This window comes from Rhodococcus sp. UFZ-B548 (assembly GCF_903819475.1).
GTDB lineage: Bacteria > Actinomycetota > Actinomycetes > Mycobacteriales > Mycobacteriaceae > Rhodococcus_F > Rhodococcus_F erythropolis.
The window spans coordinates 14,089-32,385 of sequence record NZ_CAIJDS010000027.1; the positions used below are offsets into that span (position 1 = coordinate 14,089).

Genomic DNA, 18,297 nt, shown 5'->3' on the forward strand with positions numbered 1-18,297 from the left:
TGTCGTGCGGAGCGGGAGATTCTGTAATGGGATGCCTTCCGATTCTGATCCAGCTGTGTATCTGTCGCCCCCGACGCTGCGAGAGCGTGGTGGCGACGAGCTCAGTCTATGCCGTCGGCGCCGAAAGTCGGACATGAGTGACGGCGATGGGTAGGGCGGGGCGAGTCGGGTACCCCGAGGACCGAAGCGAGAGTGAAGGAGGAGAACCGATGCGTGTGAAAGCGATGGTCGGAACAGGCGCGATGGCTGTTGCGCTGGCCGCCGGCCCAGTTGCCACAGCTTCTGCTGAAGGCGCCGAGACGGCGGGGTCGGAGGGTTCACCGGAGATGCTGACCTGCGAGGTGGTCTTCGATGCACTGGAAGACATGAGCCCGGAATGGACGGAAGAGGGGATCGATCAGGTCGAAGACTGGTGTGAGTTGATCACCGGCGAAGAAGACTGAACGTCAGCCGCGCGAGATCACTCGTCGCGACAGTCGCCACCGCCCATCTTCGAGTTCGAACTCGTCGGCGTAGCTCCCGACGCCACTGAGCTTGGGAGTTGTGGTCGTGTCGACGTAGAACGCCCACACCGCATTCGCGCGGGCTGTAGTTTCCGAGGTCACGTCCACGGCGATCGCCGTGGTGACGTGGCGTGTGAATGTGCCCGGACCTTGAATGCCGGCCGCGCGACGCTCGCGAACTCCAGCAGCAATTTCTTCACGGCCACGTCGTACCTGTGCGGGGATACCGCGATCGGGATTGGCCGGCATGTTCCATTCGGCCTTGCGGGTGAACTGCTCCACGTAATCCTCGACCGAGCCGGTATCGGCAAGGTGCGCGATGCGAGCGAGCGTTGAACGAATCTGTTCGGCAGGGCCCTCGGGTTGCATGCTGTCCTCCGTAGACGTGGGTGCGGCAGATCGCACGCTACAGCTCATGACGACAACGACGACGGCCTCGTCCCAGTGAGCGGCAATATTCTCCGGCGAGGGAGCGGCGAACTTTGAGATCACCTCGAGTTCAACCGTATTCGAGCCCGCAGCGTAAATGATTGAGTGTTCACAGTAGGCAGCGCCATGATGACTGCCGCGCCCGTAGGCTTGACCGACTCACAGGAGATCGCCATGTCCGTCACCGAACTCGAACGTGTCACCCAGACCCCGGAGCAGATCTACGCTGCCGGCGGAATCACCGTCCACAAAGTAGGCGAACTGATCGGCGCCCGCATCGACGGCGTCCATCTCTCCGGGGACTTGTCCGAAGAGACCGCCTACGCGATCAACTATGCGCTGGCAGCGCACAAGGTTGTGTTCTTCCGTGGGCAGCATCATCTCGACGACACGTCGCAGTACGAATTCGCCGGAACCCTCGGCACCCAGACCACCCCGCATCCGACGGTGAAGTCCAGGGGCGACAAGCTGTTGGTGCTCGACCGAGCCGCCAACAGTTGGCACACGGACGTGACGTTTGTCGACCGCATTCCGAAAGCCTCGATTCTGCGAGCGACGACCATTCCCGAGTACGGCGGAGCGACGACGTGGGCGTCGACGACCGCTGCGTACGACCAACTGCCGCCTTCGCTCAAGGTCTTGGTCGAGAATTTGCGGGCCGTTCACACCAATGCCTACGACTATGCCGAGGTTGTCGATCAGGCGAACCCGGTAGACGCGCAGCGCCAGGCCTACTACGCCGAATTCACCCGTGAGATCTACGAGACCGAACATCCGGTGGTGCGTATCCATCCGGCGACGGGGGAGAAGACCCTCCTGCTCGGTCACTTCTTCAAGGAGTTCGTCGGGCTCAAGCCGTCGGAGTCGGTAGCTCTTTACCAGATCCTGCAGGCACGAATCATCAAGTTGGAAAACACTGTTCGATGGAACTGGTCGGCCGGCGACCTGGCGATCTGGGACAACCAGGCGACTCAGCATTACGGTATCGCCGACTACGGGACTCAGGCGCGCAGTGTGCACCGAGTGACATTGGCCGGCGACGTCCCCGTCGACGTCCACGGCGAGCAGAGTCGAATCCTCCAGGGTGACGCCGCGGAGTATTCGATCATCGCGGACATCGATCGGCTTCCCGGCTTCGCCGCGAACTGATCAGTCGTGCTGCGGGTGATCCGGCGGGAACATCTGTCCCCATGAGTGACTGCACGCTCGGCACGTCCATTCCGGGGTGTCCGGTCCCACGACGCAGCCAGTTACGGCGAGCCCCGGTAGGTGATCGAACGGATGGACCGGCATCCCCGGTGCACACTGAGCGGTTCTGTGTGCACCGCAGAGTGGGCGCGACGGATTCTTCGCCAGCATGTAGTCGATGAAGTTGGTGTGCCCAGACGTGGCCATCCTTCCGGTGCACTTGCGGCACAGGACGGCTGGGTAGTCGTCACCAGGTTCAGCCTGCCTGAAGATCCGTGATGCGGAATGAAAGTGAAGGCGATCGCTGCTGTTGAACTTTCGCAACGGCATCGGTGAGCTGCAACCTGTGCAGTTGCCCCGCTCGTTCATCAACGTTCGGGCGTGGGCAGCTGTGGACGTCGGATCCAGCGTGTCGATGTCGCCGAAGTAGTGCGCATAGTGTGACTGGCCGGCCGTGAGAATCCGGTCGGCCAGTGCGTCGTCGACCGGCCCAGGATCCGTAGGAAACGTGATGGACCATCATTGTTCGAGTTCTGGAACGGTGGGCAAACCGTGGAGTTCGTACGGGCGTTCATCGACTTCCATCGGCGACGTGCCGTCGAAGGGCGCAGCCACGGTCTCGATGCAGAGCAGCGTGCGAGGAGTGGTGTCGAGAACCGTGACCAGCAGGTCACCGATGGCCATCTTTCCGTGCATGATCCAGGGATCGACACGGGCTCGGGGTTCGAGAAACGCGACCACGGCATCGATCCATGGCGTGCCGAGTGCGATGAATACGTGCTGACCGGAGCTCCGCGTGATCATCGGACGATTCTCGCAAGGGCTGCCGACAGCGTCAGGCTTTGACCACCTTGCGCCCGAGCAGCGATGCAACCAGTCCGTCGACGAAGGTCGCTTGCCGTCCGAGGGGATCGGAATCCGCTGCCGCGACGCTGCCGATCGAAATCGATCTCGTCAGGCCGGTCTCGCTGATGAATTCGGCGGCGAGGTGCGCTTCTCGGAATGTGAGGCCGCCCAGATGTGTCGTGTCGTCGACTCCGAGAACACGTCCGTCGATGATGTCCATGTCGAAATGGACGTGGACGCCGTTCACACCCTGGCCCGCCGCGGCGAGGACGCGAGGCATCAAGGCCGCCATGCCATGGCGATCGATCTCGTCGATCGTCACCAGCAATACCCCGTACTCGTCGAGTGCGCGCTTGTGATCGACCGTGGCGTTCTTGACGCCCACCAAGACGGTGTTCTCCAAACTGGGGCCGTGCAGATCCGCCGCCGACGACAGCAATTGTTCGATGTCACCGTGTGAAGCGAAAATGATTGCACCCAAATCGGTTCCAGGTTCGGTGGCGATCGGAATTCTGGTGTTCTGCCAGGCTTCGGCAGTGAGCCACAGCGGCAGCGTTGTGAGATCCGCAGCGGCATTCTCTGCTTGAATGCAGTCGAAACCGATTCCGGACATGTCCTCACGTAGACCGTGATCGAGGAGATGGCTTGCCAGGCCGGTAGTTTCGAGGTCGATCAATTCGACGGTCGCATTGGCATCGATCGGTTCGGTGCCCAGAACGTATCGCTTTTCGACGTAGGGCGATGTCATTGCCATCAAGAGCGCGCCGTAGTCGATCGTGAAGTCGACCGTGCCACCCAGTCGGTATTCGTCACCTGTTTCTCCGGCGTCGACGAGGAGGTGATCGCTGCTGGCGCTGATCACTTTCAGGCGCGGATCTATCGGGGTCAAGCCTTCCGGCGAGATGTCTTCGCGGCCGATGGACAAGATCAGGCGTCGGCTCGGCTTGTCCTCGTTGTCGAAGACGGGGCGTCGGCCGAACGCGTCTTCCCCTGAGACTCCATACGGCCGCGACGGCTTGATCTTGGCCTCGATGATGTCCGCGGTGAGAGTGAAGGCGTCGTTGTTCAGCAGTTCGTACAGTCCTGGGGGAGTCGGTGATTCGGCCAGAACGATGCTGGCACCCAAACGCAGATGGTTGATCCCCTCGGGCATCGTTCCGGTCTCGAGGAGTGGCAGAGAGAACGTATTGCCGCCGGAAACGATCGGCAGTTCGATCGAGAACCGCTTCGTGATTTCGTCGGCAATGTAGACCAGATTCGACAGGTTGTCGACGGTTGGCTGGATGCCGCCGACGCACGCGAGATTCGCGCCGATTCCGATCAGTCTGATGCCCTCGATGGGAAGGATTTCGGCGACTACATCCAACGCCTCCGCCGGCAGGATCCCTTCGCGGAGATCTCCGAGGTCGATCATCAGCACGATGTCGTGGATTACTCCTCGCGCCCGTGCTGCTCTGCCCAGAGCAACAATCGTCGTCAACTCCGAGTTGAGGCTGATGTCCGCGTAGCGGATCGTGTCGTCGATCTCGTTCAACGACGGTGCGCGGATCAGCATCAGGGGAACGGTGATGCCGTCGCGGCGGATGCGGGCCAGGTTGTCCAGGCGGGAGTCGGCGATCTGTGCGACGCCACCGCGGACCATTGCTCGCGCCACCTTGGGGGAGCCACATGTAGATTTGCTGACGCCCGCCACCGCAATACCCTTGGCATTGGACGCTTCGACGAGGACGCGCGCATTCTGTTCGATACGACGCAGGTCGACGGTGATGGTCGGTCCGGTCATGATCTCCCGTTTTCTCCGAAGGCGGTTCACGATCCGGGCATTCCAGACCGGACGGTTGGCGTGAGCTGGGCAACTTTGCTCCAACTGTTGTGTCGCAGGACACTTACGTGCAGTATGAGGATACAACAGTTTCCTACCAGGCACTCTAGAGGAGCGTCGATGGCTACTCTCGTCAAACACGTACTTCGGCGCAAGCCGGCTTTGCAGATAGACCAGGAGACCGGCGCAGATACCAACGGCGGTGAGCTGACCCGCAGTATCGGTTTGGCGCAGTTGTCCATGTTCGGCATCGGCGCCACGATCGGCACCGGTATCTTCTTCGTCCTCTCGCAGGCAGTCCCGGTTGCGGGTCCGGCAGTCATCATCTCCTTCGTTGTTGCCGGTGTCGTCGCGGGACTCACAGCGATTTGTTACGCGGAGTTGGCCGGAGCTGTCCCGGCGTCGGGCTCGTCGTATTCCTACGCTTACGCGACGCTCGGAGAGCTTCCGGCCATGGCCGTCGGCGCGTGTCTGCTTCTCGAGTACGGAGTCTCGGCCGCGGCGGTGTCCGTCGGATGGTCGCAGTACTTGAACCAGCTACTTGGCAACCTCTTCGGGTTCCAGATCCCCGACGCGCTGTCACAAGCGCCGGAGCAGGGCGGCATCATCAATCTGCCCGCAGTGATCCTGGTGTGCCTGTGCGGTGTTCTGCTCGTTCGCGGCGCCAGTGAATCGGCCAAGGCCAACGCCATCATGGTCTCGATCAAACTCGCAATTCTGCTGCTCTTCATCGTGGTCGGCATCGCCGGATGGAACAGCAATCACTTCGCCGACTTCGCACCGTTCGGATTCAGTGGCGTCATGTCCGCCGCCGGAATCATCTTCTTCTCGTACATCGGCCTCGACGCTGTGTCCACCGCCGGCGAAGAAGTGAAGAACCCTCGTCGCAATCTCCCTCTCGCGATCCTTATTGCGCTCGTGTCTGTCACCGCGATCTACATCGCCGTTGTCGCCGTGGCGATCGGTGCACAGGATTCCGCATCGTTCGAAGGTCAGGAAGCCGGGCTGTCCGCCATCCTCGAACAGGTGACCGGATCTACCTGGCCGGGAACACTTCTGGCCGCCGGTGCGGTGATCTCGATCTGCAGCGTCACGCTCGTGGTCATATACGGTCAGACCCGCATTCTGTTCGCGATGTCACGCGACGGCATGATTCCGTCGATCTTCCACAAGGTGAACCCGCGGACTCTGACGCCGGTGCCCAACACCATCATCGTCTGCGTCGTCATCAGCATTCTGGCCGGTTTCATTCCCATCAACTTCCTCGCCGAAATGACCAGTATCGGAACCCTGGTGGCCTTCCTCGTGGTCTCGATCGGGGTCATCATCCTGCGGCGCAGTGACCCGGACCTGCCGCGCAGCTTCAAAGTTCCCGGCTATCCGGTGACGCCGATCCTCTCGATCCTGGGTTGCCTGTGGATCATCAAGGACCTCCGAACCGTCACGATCTACGTGTTCCTCGTCTGGGTGACCGTCGCGATCATCTGGTACTTCGCCTACGGTATGAAGCACTCGCGCCTCGGTGCGAAGAACCGCGCCGAATTGGGATCGGAGTCTGAGTCATGACGCTGCTCGCGGGATACGCGCCCGACGGTGACAGTTCCGGAACCGTCCATCTTGCAACGCTGTTGGCGCGCTCGTCCGGTGAACAGCTGGTGATCTGCGCGGTGATTCCCTCGCCGCCACCGCCCGGGATGGCGCGTGTCGACGCCGAATACCACCAGCAGTTGCGAGCAGAAGCCGAAGCGGCGCTGGCGAAAGCGCGGGCAGACATGCCCTCCGACGTCGACGTGACCTATGTCGTGCATGAGGCTCAGTCGACGTCGAGTGGCCTGCTCGATCTCGTTCACGAGCACGAAGCCAAGATGATCGTCCTGGACTCGTCCACAGCCGGGGTGTTCGGCCACGTGGCTCTCGGCAGCGTCACCTCCCGCTTGCTGCACAGCTCCGACGTCCCGGTCGCGCTGGCGCCGAGGGGATTTCGAACCAAACCCGGTGAGGTGGTTCGCCGCGTCACCGCCGCGTACTCGGGCACACCCGATCAGGACGACCTGGTGCTCGCCGCCGCGACCGTGGCTGCGCGTGTCGATGCCGGACTCAGACTGGCGGCGTTTGCAGTTCGCGCAAACGCGCAGTACACGACCACACTCGGGACCGAGGGGGATTCACCGATCATCTCCGAGTGGGCCGAGGTGGTCGAGCGCGAGACCAACGCTGCCTTCGAGCGCGTGCGTGCACTGCCCGAAATACCCGACGTCATGGAATCGGTTATCAGCCATGGTCGTAACTGGGCCGAGGCGCTCGAGGGCGTCGAGTGGGACCGAGGTGACGTTCTGACTGTCGGCTCGAGCAAGGCAGGTCCACTGGCGCGGGTGTTCCTCGGCAGTCGGGCGGCGAAGATCGTGCGGTACTCACCGGTTCCGGTGGTGGTGGTCCCGCGATCGGCGTCGACCCGAATGGTCGATCAGGCCGAAGCGGAATAGAGATCAGGGCCGACGAGCGGAGTGCTTGTCGGCCCTGATCTTTCAGATGGAGCGAGCGAAGAGCGCGGGCTCGGAGCCGGGAACCTGAGAGACCTGCTCTCGGGCAACCAGATGGCGAAGGTGAGCTGCACCTTCGGACAGCGCCATCGTCTTGCCCATCGGGGAGATCTCGGCCCACGGCTTGTACCACTTCATCTTTGCCGCGACGTCCCACACGGTGAGCTTGTCGTCGGCGAACTCTTGCAGCAGGTGATCGAGTCGCTCCTGGTGATGCTCGATCAGCTCGCCGGCGCGGCCACCGACGTCGTCGATCGGAATGCCGTGAGCGCCGAGACCGCGGGTGATGTTCATGTTTTGCACTCGTGCGAGCGAGTCGAGGAAATCGGCGAGGGCGTCGCGTTCGTCGAGGGGGTACACGAAGTTCCCGACGTGCGGTGTTGTCTTCTGCAGGACGTGGTCGCCGGTGAACATGATGTCGGCGTCGTCGAGGTAGAAGCAGACGTGACCAGGCGTGTGGCCGGGGGTGTAGACAACGCGGAGGCCGCGGCCGGTGAGTGCGATGATCTCGTCGTCGACGAGAAGGCGGTCGGGAGCGGACTCGGGGCCCACCGGAGACTCACCCGCGGCAGCCAGTCGGAAGGCATCACGGTCAGCTGCGGGCGCTCCGGCACGTTCCATGTTGTCGAGCTGGTACGCCATCCACTCCTCGTTACGCGCAGTGGCCATCTGATCGAACAGGTAGTGGTCGTCCTCGTGCATGGCGATCCAAGCGCCGGATGCCTCGCGGACCCGTCCGCACAGTCCGGTGTGGTCCGGATGGAAGTGCGTGACCACGACGCCCTCGATGTCGGTCACCGAATGCCCGATCTCGGCGAGCCCCGCGTTGAGGCCCTGCCAGCCGTTGTCGTCACCCCAGCCAGCGTCGACCAAGATCAGTCCGCCGGGGGATTCCATGGCGTAGACGAGCGTGTGCCCGAGCGGGTTGTCCGTGATCGGGACAGGAATCTGGAATATGCCATCACCGATGGCTGCCGCACCATTCATAACAAGTACCTCTTGACGAGTAAGGGAACGCACTCTTAGTACTTCATGTTTACCGTGCGCTTGATTGGTCGGTGACACAGGTCCTGCCTGGCGGGAGTTCGGCATGTTTTGGGTCGACTTCGGATCGGTGAGAGTTTTATCGACTGAATGGTCTCGTTGAGTCGAAAGATCCTTCTGAATAGCGTGTTTCGCGAATTCGTTGCGTTGGGCGCGTCCTCGGATCGCGGATCCGTCGAGCAGTCGCGCACTAGCCTCCGAGGGACAGGCGTGCTGTGTGGTTATCGAGAAAGACGGGTCATGCGTTTTCAGGTTCTGGACATCATTTTCAACCCACCCCATCCAGTGACCGGCGAGGAAGTTGCCCCGTCCGATCGGCTCAACCGCGTCGTCGAACTGGCGGTTCTCGCCGAAGAACTGGGTATCGATTCGTTCTCGGTGGGTGAGCGCCACGCCGGGCCGGTTCTTTCGTCGGCGCCAACCGTCGTTTTGGGGGCAATTGCGCAGGCCACAGACAGAATCCTGCTCTCGACTGGTGTCACCGTTCTGTCGCTACTGGACCCGATTCGAGTCGCCGAAGATTTCGGAACCATCGATCAGCTGAGCCGGGGACGCCTCGAGATCGTGATCGGCAAGGGCAACGAGGTCCTTCAGTACCCGCTCCTCGGCCTGGATATCGCCAAGCAGTACGAATACCTCACCGAGAACTATGAACTCCTCAAACTGCTGATCAGCGAGGAAAACGTCAAGTGGGTGGGGACTCACCGACCATCGCTCGAGGACGCGACGACTCTACCGCGTCCCTACGACGGCCCGTTCCGTATCTGGCATGGATCGGCTACCTCGTTCGAGGCCGTCGAACTCGCGGCAAAGTGGGGCGACCCCATCGTCACCGCCAACGCCTTCCAGCCTCGTGAGAACTACAAAGTGCTGATCGACCACTACCGCGAGCAGTACCTGGCGTACGGGCACGACCCGTCCAAGGCGTACGTCGGCTCGGGTTCGGGTGGATTGTTCCTCGCCGATACCACCGAGCAGGCCATCGAAGAGTTCCGTCCGATCTACGAAGGCGCCGTTGCGCAGGCCGACAAACGCAAGCACGATCCCAAAGCTGTCGGAAAGTCGACGAGTTTCCGGACCATCGAGGAAGCCGTCGACCGTGGGCCGGCATTGGTCGGGTCTTCGGAGCGAGTCGCCGAGAAGATCCTCGATTACCACCAGAGCTACGGCCACGATTTCCAATCGGTGTCGGTCAATCACGTGCTCGACTTCGAGCAGCAGAAGGACACTCTGCGCCGATTTGCGGGGGAGGTTATCCCGCTGGTGAAGGCCGAACTGTCGACGACGCTGTGGACCTCGGCCGACAAAGATCGGGCGAAGGGTTTCACCGCCGTCGATTGAGCGGAGAAGCCTGACTGTCGGGTAAGCAGGTCCGGCGCTGCGACCGCTCACGAGCTGCAGTAACTTGTTACCGACATCGCGGTCGGTTTTGACTGCAATGAAGGTATCCGTGAGTGGGAGTAGTGCGTTGACGTTGGGTGTGAACTCGCTTCCCGCGAACGAGCTGAGTCAGACGCTGTGGGTCGATCTGTTTCCTTGGTTGGACGACTACGTATCCGATCGTGCTGCGCTGCTCGAGCCGCTGGCCCCGTCGCCTGATTGGTGGTTCAGCGAAGCGCCGTCGTTCACTGTTCTCGAGGTCGATCTCGAGAAGGTTCTCTCCGAGCTGGCGTCCCTCTACATCGCTCACCACGCGGCAGCGGTATTACACGAGAGCTTTCCGCTCCTTGGTGAAGATCTCCCGCTGGAGGTGTTGAGTCTCGATACTCGCGCAGTGACGGCGTTGTCACGGCTCACCACCGACAAAGCAATCGGCGGACTGCTGACGCACACGACCGCTGAGATCTTCGGCGTGCGCGGAACTAGCGAACAGACGGTGCACGACATAGTGCTCAACCTGTTGGTCTGTGCGGTCATGACGACTCCGCTCGCCCGCGTCGAGACCGCTGAGGAAGCAGTTGCCCCACCCGCGATCACAGCGCTGCTCGACGATCTCGCTCAGCTGGCAATGTGGCGACGGGTCCGAGGCCAGGACAGCAGACCACTCGTCACCGTCGAGATCGACGATGAATCTCCGGCCTCGATTCAGGAAGTTGCCGCCCGGATCTCGGCTCTGACGCCGAACGACTTGCCCGACACGGACCGTACTGACGCGATGGACGAGATCGACAATCTCTTCTCGCAGCTGGATGAGCGGGAGTCGTTGGTGTTGCGTGAGCGGATCGTGGCGCGAGTTCCGCAGCGCAGGGGAGCGATCGGAGCCAAGCTCGGTGTGGGCTCGGGGCGAGTCGGGCAGATCGAGGCCGACGTGAAAGTCAAACTCAACGCGGCGTGCGGATTCGGGACGGCGGTGGGGAACCTGCTTGCCAGCCTGCGCGTCGAGATTCAGCCGGTAGCTTCGCTTGATCGCCTCCTCGACGTGCATCCGAGCATCGCGGCGGAGGTGCCTGGTTACGGAGTTCCGCTGTGGTTGGTTCTGGACCGTCTCGACGACTACTTCGAGGTGACTGACGGTTGGGCTGCCGCTCCGGGCGTCGCGGAGGCCAAGAAACGCACTCAGACCTTGCTGGAAGACTTTGAGTCCCCCAACGGTGTGGTTGCACTCGACGACGTCGCCGAAGTGGTGTCGATGTCACGCGGCGAACTGGAGAAGTGGCTTGCGTGGTGCGGCGTTGTCGTTGTGGCGGAGTCTGCGCTGACGCGTGCGCGTCGGATCTCCGATCTGGCAGTCGGCGCGCTCGAAGCCGTCGGATCGCCGAAGTCCGTCGTCGAGCTTGTGGAGTTGCTGAAGTCCGATCGCAGTGACCGGTCGATCGAGCGCGCGCTCGAGGCCGACGATCGCGTGGCGCTCGACGGCGCAGTGTGGCGGCTGCACGCCTGGGGAAGTGCGGATTCCGTTGGGGAGGAATCGCTTTCTTCGGGAGAGGCTGAAGGAACCAGTGAGTTCAACATTGGTGGTGACGGGATCGTCCGGCGCAAGCGGACACGTAACACTGCGAAGACGCCAGAGTTGACTCGCCGCCTGTACCGGTCAGGTAGTACGTGGCGGTATCGACTGACCGTGACCTCCGATCATCTACGGGGTTCCGGGTTTGCGGTGCCCGCCGGTGTTGCGGTCGCTGCGGGCTGTGTGCGCGGCGAGACCATCGAGTTGGAGAGCCACCTCGGCGTTCAAGCAGTTCGGTGGACCGGAGCGCAGCCGACGTTCGGCACTATCCGCCGATTCCTGCGTGAACTCTCCGCTGTCGAGGGCGAAGACGTGCTGCTCGAGCTGTGGCAAGACGGAACCTTCCGCGTGGTTCGACCGGCGATCGTCCACTCTGACATCGACCCACTACGTCAGGCACTCGCAGAGGTTGGCAATCGCGAGCCATTGCGAACTGCCGAGAGACATGTGGTGCGGATCCTTGCCGAAGCCGTGTGTCTGGACGGCGAAGACCGTCCACGAAAGATACTGCGCGCGTACGAAGATCGTGGTGAGGACGTGATTCTGGACTTCTTGGAGGCGGCGTGGAGGCGCGGCGAATCATCCGAAATCGACGAGGCAGACGGTAAGGATGCATCTCATGACTGACGTCGCGGGCACCCGCATAGTGGGCACCAAGATCCTTGCGGCGGACGAGTCCCTCGCCGGCGCCATTGGCTTGCACCACACCATCGCGACAGCGCTCGCCGATCTGATCGACAACAGCCTCGACGCCGCGGCCTCCCACGTGCTGATCAGGTTCGTTCAGGACGGCACACGGATCGTGTCGATGATGGTGATCGACAACGGTTCCGGCATGGACAGTGACACCATCGATGCTGCGATGACCTACGGCCGTCGACGCGACTATGCCGCCGAGGACCTGGGTCATTTCGGTGTGGGGATGAAGGCAGCGTCGTTGAGTCAGGCTCGTTTGCTACGAGTGTGGTCTCGAAAGTCGGGCCACCCGACGCAGGGCCGCGAGATCGACTCCGCCTCAGTGCAGGGGCGTCAGTCAGTTTCGGTGATCGAGGACCGGCAAGCCGCCGAATTCTTCGACGCAGTCACGCCTCGCTTTCCGTTCGACACCGGAACTGTTGTCGAATGGCGCGGCATCACAACCTTTCTCATGTCCGCACACGCGGACGAGCAGACCAGCTGGCTCGAACAGACCATCAACGACGTGCGCAGTCATCTCGGCGTCGTATTTCACCGTCTCATCGAATCCGGCCGGATTGCTCTGACTGTCGATGTCTTCGACGTCGAAGCGGGACGCGCTGGCGCGCTGCGCAAGGTCAGCGCCATCGACCCGTTCCGGTATCCGCGCACCGGTGACCTCAACTACCCTCGGACACTTACCGTGTCGATCGCCGGTGCCACAGTAACCGCCGAAGCTCACGTGTGGCCCGCTCGGAGTAATGCACCGGAATTCCGTATCCACGGCGCCCCCGGCCGCGACCAGCAGGGGCTCTACTTCTATCGGCACGATCGACTCCTGCAGATCGGTGGATGGAACGCGATAGTGCGGGGCCGACCGGATTACGGATTGGCACGAATTGCCGTCGATCTGAACGATTCTCTGCTGCAGCACATCACAATCAATCCCGAGAAATCGGGGGTGACGCTTGATGCCACTGCGTCGGCTGCCGTCGACGGGGCCGTCTTCACGGAGGGGAACGGTGGATTCCGCTCGTATTTGAGCGACGCCGAGCGCGCGGTGCGGGCAGCCCGAAGTTCTGCACCTCGGCCGATCAGCGTCATCGAGCCGGCATCCGGCTTTCCGGAAGACGTGCTCGATTCCTTCAGCGACGCCTTCGAATTCAGTGTCGGCGATGATCCTGTTGCCGTGGGTTGGCGAGCTTTGGCGCGTGATCAGTTCTTCGAAGTCGACCTCAAGACTCGTACTTTGTGGATCAATGCGCGTTTTCGGCGTGATCTGCTCGGACGCCGCAGCCTTGACCCGGCTGATGCTCCGGTGCTCAAGACTCTTGTCTTCCTGTTGGTGAGTGAGATGTTCGAAGGAACGAGAATCGGCGCTCGTCAGAGGGAAAAGTTGCAGGCGTGGCAGGAAGTGTTGATTTCCGCAGTGGCAGCGCACCGGGAGCAGGTAGTGCAGTGAGTGATGAAGTATTCCGTGCGGTTGCACGTGAACTCGGTGACGGGTTTCCGCCCGAGAACGTGCTCTACCCGGTCAACGCGCGCCTGCGAGCGAGCTATCCGGATGGCCTGACCATCGCGGACGTCATCGATGTGTTCCTCGACGACAGTGCGGTCGGTGTACGAACGGCGCTCACCTCGCGTCTGCGGCAGTGGGATGCGGAAAGTGTTGAGACATGGGTAGGTTCGACTACCCCGCAGAGCCCGGAACGGCGAGCTCGGATCTACGACCTGTTGGGACTGCCGGTAGACGCGCACGCCGAGATGGATGCGCGCTTCCCTCGCGAAGGTGGGCCCGTTGTCATTGCGGCTCAGCAGCCGTGGGACCCCTGGTACACCTCCGAGCGCCGGCGCGAGCACGACTTCTATTGGCGCGCTTACAAGCGAGTTCTAGCCGACAAGAACTGGGACGAGGCGACAATCGGAAAGCTGGACATTGCAACCACTGAGGTTGTGCACCGGCTTGCGGATCCGACGCGGCCCGAGCCGTATCAGTCCAAAGGTTTGGTGGTCGGCTACGTCCAGAGCGGGAAGACGGCGAATTTCAGTGGCGTAGTGGCCAAGGCGATCGACGCTGGGTACCGCTTGGTCATCGTTCTGACCGGCACTATCGAGATTCTCCGGAGCCAGACTCAGCGACGCCTCGACATGGAATTGGTCGGTCGTCAAAACATCAGTGCCGGCGTCGACGACGACTACGCCAACGACGAGGACTGGCGGGACGGGAACTTTCTCGAACACGAAATCGATCCGAACAAGACGAATGAAATCCCGGCTATCCGCCGGCTCACCACCTCGACCTTTGACTACAAGAGTCTGCTCGCGGGCTTGAGCGCACTGCACTTCGAAACTGTGGATCACTCTCTTCCACTCAATGATCCGAAGAATCTGTACCCGAGCAATATTCGTATCGCGGTCGTGAAGAAGAACGTCTCCAGCCTCAAGAAGCTGGTGGCCGATCTGAAGAAAGTCCCGACCGAGCTCGATCAGATCCCTGCCCTGATCATCGACGACGAAGCCGATCAGGCATCGGTGAACACGATCGATCCGAAGAAGATGAAAACCGAGCAGATCGAGCGGACGGCGATCAACGGTCAGATCGCTGAGATCCTCGGTCTACTCAAGCGTGCCCAGTACATCGGTTACACCGCAACACCTTTTGCCAATGTGTTTGTCGATCCGGAGGACAGCGTCAACGTCTTTCCTTCGGACTTCATCGTCAGTCTCGAGCGGCCCGGCCCATACATGGGTGGTGCGGACTTCCACGATCTCGACGATCTCGAAGACGACGACAAGACTCCGGCCAATTCGAACCAGAAAGCGTACGTACGGGATCTCCGGGCCGAGTGCGACGAGGATCGTTCTGCCGAGCAACTGCGGGCCCTCGACTCGTTTGTCCTGACCGGGGCGATCAAGCTTTTCCGGGAATCGAAGGGCGCCAAGCAGTATCGGCACCACACGATGTTGGTGCACGAATCGGTGAAGCAGGCCGAGCACGACGCTGTGGCCAATGATTTCAAGGCCTTGTGGAAGTCGGCGGGGTACAGCCAGGCTAAGAGTCTCTCGAGGCTGGAAAAGCTCTGGGCCGGGGACTTTGCTGTGGTGAGTGCTGCGCGTGGTAGCGAGTTGGCTAATCCCAGCTCGTTCGGTGAGCTGGAGGAGTTCATCGGCGCCGCCTACGACAAGATTTCCGAGGGAACCAGCCCCGTCATCGTGGTGAACGGGGCGGCCGAGAAGGACTACAAACAGGATTCCCTCGACTTCCAGGAACGGGGAGTATGGAAGATCCTTGTCGGCGGAACAAAGCTGAGTCGCGGCTTCACAGTCGAGGGCCTGACCATCACTTATTACACGCGTCGCACGGGCCAAGCTGACACGTTGATGCAGATGGGACGCTGGTTCGGATTCCGCCCCGGGTACCGAGACTTGGTGCGCCTGTTCATCGGCCGCACGGTTGGCGGACCCGCCGGCGCGGACTACGACATGTACAAGGCGTTCGAGGCGATCGTTCGGGATGAGCAGGAGTTCCGGAACGAGCTCACCAGGTTCAGCGGCGTGAACGAGAAGGGCGAACCGTGGGTCACTCCACGCGATGTGCCGCCGATGGTGTTTCAGCAGCTGCCGTGGCTCAGACCAACGGCTCGAAACAAGATGTTCAACGCCGATCTGGTTTATCGAGGCATGGGTGGTGAAAGTTTCAGCTTCACGATGCAGCCCCCGCGAGGCGACGGTTCGATCAACGCTCGGCACTTCGAGGCGGTTACACCATTGTTGAAGTCGTTGGACGAAACAGGGTCCTTCAATTTCGTTGACAAGGATGACGTTTCGCGATCGTTCACTGCGCGATACGGCATCGTGCCTGCCCATGTGGTGTTGGAGGCCGTCGACCAGTTCGAGTGGGCGAACGGGTGGGATTTCGGTCCCCACCGCGAAGCGCTCTCGACCGCAATCGAATCCGGATTGCTCGAAGACTTCGCAGTTCTGCTTCCGTACCCCAAGACCCGGGAGCCGATCGAGATCAAGGGTTGGCACGAGAAACTTCCGATCGTCAATCGCAAACGCCAGGAACGCGAGTACCGAACAGGTTTCACCGGTACGGCCGTTCGTGAGCGCGATGCGATCGAGCACATTGCGGGCAGCCCGAAGAAGAACGGCGGACCGCTTGCGGGTGCTCTTCATCGGAAGACTCGCGGTGCATTGATTCTGGTATTTGCGAACGATCCGGCTCCTCGTCAGTTGAAACGGGCACAGGCTGGTCCCGTGGACTCGCGCGATTTTGCGACGTTGTTCTCGTACGCGCTTCCGCACGCGGCGGAGCCGTTGGGGCGAATCGGTTTTCGGGTGAAGCAGTCAGGGACAGGGGCGATCGTCGATGCGAACTAGGTGTGTTGTGGTGGGAGACAGGAATGGGTTCTGATGGCTAAGACGATTGCGACGATCAACCTCAAGGGCGGCGTCGGTAAGACGACGATCACCGCGGGGTTGGCCGAGTTCATGTCGCTCGAATTCGGTCAGCGCGTGCTGTTGATCGACCTCGACGCGCAGATCAATCTGACGACGATGATGATCAGTGAGGATCACTGGCTCGAACTCAACAAGCAAGGGCTGACCAGCGCAACCATTTTCCGTGACGCCGTCGATGGCACGTCGAACTTCGATCTCGAAGCCTCGATTCAGCGCGGAGTCTCGCCGGTCAAGCGAGTGACGGGTGTGGATCTGCTTCCCTCATCTCTCGATTTGATCGAGCTGCAGGAGGAGATCAGTGCCCTTCGGGTTGCTGATCGGAACTCCACCAAGCCGGTTGAATTGTTGAGGGATGCCGTCGCACCGGTGATGCCGTACTACGACTACGTCCTGATCGATTGCCCGCCGAATCTCGGGCCGATCACACTCAACGGATTGGCAATGGCAGACGGCTACGTGATCCCTACGATCCCGGATGTGCTCTCCACGTACGGCATTCCGCAGATCCAGACGCACATCGCGAAGTTCGGCAAAGAACTCGGCCGTGAACTCTTCGAACTCGGGTTGGTGATCACCAAGTACAAGTCCAACTCGGCGGTGCACCGCACGACTGTGCGAAATCTTCGACGCGATCCCAACGTTCCTCACGTCCTGCCGGAGTATCTCGCGGAGTCGAATCAGATTGCCGCGTCGGCGGAGTTTCACCCGTACAGCACTTTGAAGGTGAAGTACGGCAACGCAGGTCAGTTCGATCAGATGCGTGCGATCACGCAGAACATTCTCACGGAAGCGCAGGCGAAGCTATGAGTGCGGGTATCGATGAAGCGCGTCGTCGGGTGCAGGTGCAGGAAACCGGTGCAGCGCTCCTGAAACTGGGAGCAACCAACGCCTCAGCATCGGTGTTGCTGGCCAAGCTCGTTCAGGTCGTGGCGGAGGAAGCCGCCCGCACTCCGCGTTTTGCGAAGGCAATCGAAGAGGCTTTTGCGGTTCCATCGGATGGAGCGACGGTTGCGTTGCCTGCTGCTGTGCCGGCGCCGCGTCGTCGTGCTGCTGCCCCGAAGGTGAAACGGGAGCCGGGGGCTTTCGACCCGTTCGAGGTCTTCAAGGCGGACGGGGAAGCGGTTCTGCTGGAGCGTCTTTCAGCTCTCGATGCGGACGGTATCAAGGACATCATCGCGGAGCAGGAGATCGACACGCACAAGGAGACGGGTCGCAAGCGCAAGGTGGATGTGCTTGCGATCTGGACTGTCGAGCGCGTGAAGGCACTGACCTCGAAGGGGAGTGCGTTCCGGTAGGGGCCTGCGGCCCAGTGCGCCGTTGTGGTCCTTGGGGCCGCCAGATTGGCACACGCGTTCGCCGGAATCCTTCATCGGTGGATGGCGATCCCCCACGAGTGGCTTCGAACGATTCCGCGCGGCGCCGGCTAGTGTGTGAACTTGCGGGTTGGACACTTACCAGGAAGGCGCAAAGTGGCACCTTCGGTAATCTCCGAGTTTCTTGATCCGTCGCCCGCCGCGCTGGCGGCGCAATGGAAATCGGTACTCGCACGCGAGGAGGTACCGAAGGGAAGCCGACAGGTGCCGTTCGTTCCGAGCGAGGTCGTGTTGTCGCTCTGTGCATCGCTGTTGGTTGACCATCGCCGGTTCGGTAGCTCTTCTGCACATCGTGCGGGAATGCCGGTCCAGCATTTTGCGAGTTTGTTCAAGCGTCGGCCCACGAGCTTTATCGCAAAGATGGCGAACCTGGATGGAACACGTAGTCATGGCGGGCGACATGAGGTCGAAGTCGCGTCGTTGATGCTTTCGGACAGCGTGTTGATGCAGGACGTATACCTTCGAA

General features: G+C 61.4%; 14 protein-coding genes. 10 read left to right on the forward strand and 4 right to left on the reverse strand.

The features are described from left to right. The first annotated feature begins 209 nt into the window (after positions 1 to 209). Positions 210 to 443, forward strand: coding sequence for a hypothetical protein (locus H7C86_RS21645; protein WP_080910610.1), 234 nt, complete (start codon positions 210 to 212; stop codon positions 441 to 443). Between the two features lie 3 nt (positions 444 to 446). Here H7C86_RS21645 and H7C86_RS21650 read toward each other — a convergent pair whose 3' ends face one another. Beyond that, a complete protein-coding gene (locus tag H7C86_RS21650) occupies positions 447 to 995 on the reverse strand; it encodes a nuclear transport factor 2 family protein (protein WP_259349266.1) in 549 nt (182 codons plus the stop codon). Positions 996 to 1,106: 111 nt separating this feature from the next. Here H7C86_RS21650 and H7C86_RS21655 point away from each other — a divergent pair, with 111 nt between their 5' ends. Then, the gene (locus H7C86_RS21655) at positions 1,107 to 2,081 is read left to right on the forward strand and encodes a TauD/TfdA family dioxygenase (protein WP_153212424.1); all 975 of its coding nucleotides are present in this window, start codon (positions 1,107 to 1,109) and stop codon (positions 2,079 to 2,081) included. A gap of 558 nt (positions 2,082 to 2,639) precedes the next feature. Here the strand turns inward: H7C86_RS21655 and H7C86_RS37330 are convergent. Both H7C86_RS37330 and H7C86_RS21665 read right to left on the reverse strand, forming a co-directional pair. Further along, on the reverse strand, positions 2,640 to 2,924 hold the full coding sequence (locus H7C86_RS37330) for a hypothetical protein (protein ID WP_231915212.1): 285 nt from the start codon (positions 2,922 to 2,924) through the stop codon (positions 2,640 to 2,642). 31 nt (positions 2,925 to 2,955) lie between these two features. Further along, positions 2,956 to 4,749 carry an alanine racemase gene (locus tag H7C86_RS21665; RefSeq protein WP_065351173.1) on the reverse strand — a complete coding sequence of 598 codons (1,794 nt, stop codon included), beginning with the start codon at positions 4,747 to 4,749 and terminating at the stop codon, positions 2,956 to 2,958. A gap of 159 nt (positions 4,750 to 4,908) precedes the next feature. On the opposite strand from H7C86_RS21665, the gene H7C86_RS21670 reads away from it, so the two are divergent. Further along, positions 4,909 to 6,354, forward strand: a complete 1,446-nt coding sequence (locus H7C86_RS21670) for an amino acid permease (protein WP_182262213.1) — start codon at positions 4,909 to 4,911, stop codon at positions 6,352 to 6,354. After that, positions 6,351 to 7,271 carry a universal stress protein gene (locus tag H7C86_RS21675; RefSeq protein WP_182262214.1) on the forward strand — a complete coding sequence of 307 codons (921 nt, stop codon included), beginning with the start codon at positions 6,351 to 6,353 and terminating at the stop codon, positions 7,269 to 7,271. Before H7C86_RS21670 ends, H7C86_RS21675 begins: the two co-directional genes overlap by 4 nt. A gap of 42 nt (positions 7,272 to 7,313) precedes the next feature. Here H7C86_RS21675 and H7C86_RS21680 read toward each other — a convergent pair whose 3' ends face one another. After that, positions 7,314 to 8,315 carry an MBL fold metallo-hydrolase gene (locus H7C86_RS21680; protein WP_019749272.1) on the reverse strand — a complete coding sequence of 334 codons (1,002 nt, stop codon included), beginning with the start codon at positions 8,313 to 8,315 and terminating at the stop codon, positions 7,314 to 7,316. A 297-nt stretch (positions 8,316 to 8,612) separates the two neighbouring features. Here H7C86_RS21680 and H7C86_RS21685 point away from each other — a divergent pair, with 297 nt between their 5' ends. The 6 genes from H7C86_RS21685 to H7C86_RS21710 all read left to right on the forward strand — a co-directional run bounded on the left by H7C86_RS21685 (position 8,613) and on the right by H7C86_RS21710 (position 17,753). Continuing rightward, positions 8,613 to 9,713, forward strand: coding sequence for an LLM class flavin-dependent oxidoreductase (locus tag H7C86_RS21685; RefSeq protein ID WP_029538420.1), 1,101 nt, complete (start codon positions 8,613 to 8,615; stop codon positions 9,711 to 9,713). 109 nt (positions 9,714 to 9,822) lie between these two features. Then, complete coding sequence (locus H7C86_RS21690; RefSeq protein WP_256065425.1) at positions 9,823 to 11,946, forward strand: hypothetical protein; 2,124 nt, start codon at positions 9,823 to 9,825, stop codon at positions 11,944 to 11,946. After that, positions 11,939 to 13,456: an ATP-binding protein gene (locus H7C86_RS21695; RefSeq protein ID WP_182262216.1), complete on the forward strand. Its 1,518-nt coding sequence runs from the start codon at positions 11,939 to 11,941 to the stop codon at positions 13,454 to 13,456. Before H7C86_RS21690 ends, H7C86_RS21695 begins: the two co-directional genes overlap by 8 nt. After that, positions 13,453 to 16,377 carry a Z1 domain-containing protein gene (locus H7C86_RS21700; RefSeq protein WP_019749268.1) on the forward strand — a complete coding sequence of 975 codons (2,925 nt, stop codon included), beginning with the start codon at positions 13,453 to 13,455 and terminating at the stop codon, positions 16,375 to 16,377. Before H7C86_RS21695 ends, H7C86_RS21700 begins: the two co-directional genes overlap by 4 nt. 33 nt (positions 16,378 to 16,410) lie before the next feature. Further along, the gene (locus tag H7C86_RS21705; protein ID WP_003940667.1) at positions 16,411 to 17,265 is read left to right on the forward strand and encodes a ParA family protein; all 855 of its coding nucleotides are present in this window, start codon (positions 16,411 to 16,413) and stop codon (positions 17,263 to 17,265) included. Next, the gene (locus H7C86_RS21710) at positions 17,262 to 17,753 is read left to right on the forward strand and encodes a hypothetical protein (RefSeq protein WP_029255760.1); all 492 of its coding nucleotides are present in this window, start codon (positions 17,262 to 17,264) and stop codon (positions 17,751 to 17,753) included. The genes H7C86_RS21705 and H7C86_RS21710 overlap by 4 nt, the downstream gene beginning before the upstream one ends. Positions 17,754 to 18,297: the final 544 nt, after the last annotated feature.

Bases quoted from the DNA above. Each gene is read 5' to 3' on its own strand.
- H7C86_RS21645 (WP_080910610.1), top strand. From the start codon at position 210: ATGCGTGTGAAAGCGATGGTCGGAACAGGCGCGATGGCTGTTGCGCTG.
- H7C86_RS21655 (WP_153212424.1), top strand. From the start codon at position 1,107: ATGTCCGTCACCGAACTCGAACGTGTCACCCAGACCCCGGAGCAGATC.
- H7C86_RS37330 (WP_231915212.1), bottom strand. From the start codon at position 2,924: ATGATCACGCGGAGCTCCGGTCAGCACGTATTCATCGCACTCGGCACG.
- H7C86_RS21665 (WP_065351173.1), bottom strand. From the start codon at position 4,749: ATGACCGGACCGACCATCACCGTCGACCTGCGTCGTATCGAACAGAAT.
- H7C86_RS21670 (WP_182262213.1), top strand. From the start codon at position 4,909: ATGGCTACTCTCGTCAAACACGTACTTCGGCGCAAGCCGGCTTTGCAG.
- H7C86_RS21675 (WP_182262214.1), top strand. From the start codon at position 6,351: ATGACGCTGCTCGCGGGATACGCGCCCGACGGTGACAGTTCCGGAACC.
- H7C86_RS21680 (WP_019749272.1), bottom strand. From the start codon at position 8,315: ATGAATGGTGCGGCAGCCATCGGTGATGGCATATTCCAGATTCCTGTC.
- H7C86_RS21685 (WP_029538420.1), top strand. From the start codon at position 8,613: ATGCGTTTTCAGGTTCTGGACATCATTTTCAACCCACCCCATCCAGTG.
- H7C86_RS21695 (WP_182262216.1), top strand. From the start codon at position 11,939: ATGACTGACGTCGCGGGCACCCGCATAGTGGGCACCAAGATCCTTGCG.
- H7C86_RS21705 (WP_003940667.1), top strand. From the start codon at position 16,411: ATGGCTAAGACGATTGCGACGATCAACCTCAAGGGCGGCGTCGGTAAG.
- H7C86_RS21710 (WP_029255760.1), top strand. From the start codon at position 17,262: ATGAGTGCGGGTATCGATGAAGCGCGTCGTCGGGTGCAGGTGCAGGAA.